This window comes from Vibrio sp. Vb0937, assembly GCF_033338855.1.
This window is the reverse complement of record NZ_JAWOTK010000276.1, coordinates 1-1,234: the sequence shown is the minus strand read 5'-3', so window position 1 is coordinate 1,234 and position 1,234 is coordinate 1. Positions and strand designations below refer to the sequence as shown.

Below are 1,234 nucleotides of genomic sequence, written 5' to 3'. Positions count from 1 at the left end.
CCATATTATCCACCAACGACAGTATGAGCGTTTGACTGCACTGCTTGCGGATGCCAAAACCCAAGGCGGAAGCCTCCATACCGTTGAAGCGTCACCTCAAGAGGAACGGCTTTTGTACCCTCATTTGGTCACAAACGTGTCAGCGGGTATGCGAATCATGCAAGAGGAAATCTTTGGGCCACTTCTACCCATCAAGCCATACAAAAGCTTAGAAGAAGCGATTGACTACATTAATCAGCACCAGCGACCACTTGCGCTGTATGTTATGTCGGACGACAAATCGACCATCAAACATATCGTGCGCAACACACACAGTGGCGGCGTCGGCATTAACGACACGGTATTACACGTTGGCGCTGAAGATGCACCTTTCGGTGGCATTGGTCAATCGGGCATTGGTCATTATCACGGAGTGGAAGGATTCAGAACCTTTAGTCATGCGAAAACCGTACTCCACACTCCGAAATGGCTGCCAAGAACGGGGGCTTTAATGCGTCGCAGAGCAATGGCGATAAAAGCGATTCAAAAGATTTTTGTTCGATAGTAATTGGATTGATAAAAAACCGCCCAAACGGGCGGTTTTTTGGTTTCTATGCGTTCTAAATTGCGGATTACCAAAGGCCGAGAAGCTTCCACCACGCACCGCCAACAAAAACAAAGATTGGAATGACGATGAGTGAGAAGATAAACCCGATTTTCCACCAGTTTTGCAGAGTGTGGAAACCAGCACCAAACAAGATTGGCGCAGGGCCAGACGAGTAATGCGTGGTCGACATATACAAGTTACTGAAAATACCAAGAACAATCGCAGCAAGCATCGGAGGCGCGCCAGCAGAGATCGCAATTGCCAGGAACGCGGAGTACATCGCACTGATGTGTGCCATTGCACTCGCCATCAAATAGTGACTGTAGTAGTAAACCAAAAGAAGCACGACGATGGTTGTCACCCAGCCAAAGCCGGACAGTGACTCGGCCATAGACTCGCTGAACCAGCTGATAAATCCGAGTTTGTTAAGTTGCGCAGCCATCATTACCAATACAGCGAACCAAGTTATGGTGTGCCATGCTTCTTTTTCGCCAAGAACGGCGTCCCATGTGATGGTGTGAGTGAGAAGCAAGAAAACTAACCCAAGTAAAGCCGTAACCGTTGCATGAATACCTAATGTTGGGCCCAATACCCAAAGTGAAACCATACCGATAAAGGTGATACAAACCATCAGCTCGTCACGCGTCA

The 1,234-nt window shown here is 48.2% G+C and carries 2 protein-coding genes; one reads left to right on the top strand and one right to left on the bottom strand.

The genetic code is table 11. The features are described from left to right. On the top strand, positions 1-544 hold a 544-nt coding region (locus R7P67_RS25050), incomplete at its 5' end, for an aldehyde dehydrogenase family protein (protein WP_318086350.1). 67 nt (positions 545-611) lie between these two features. Here R7P67_RS25050 and R7P67_RS25045 read toward each other — a convergent pair. After that, positions 612-1,234: anion permease (locus R7P67_RS25045; protein WP_318086349.1), on the bottom strand; the 623-nt coding region annotated here is incomplete at its 5' end.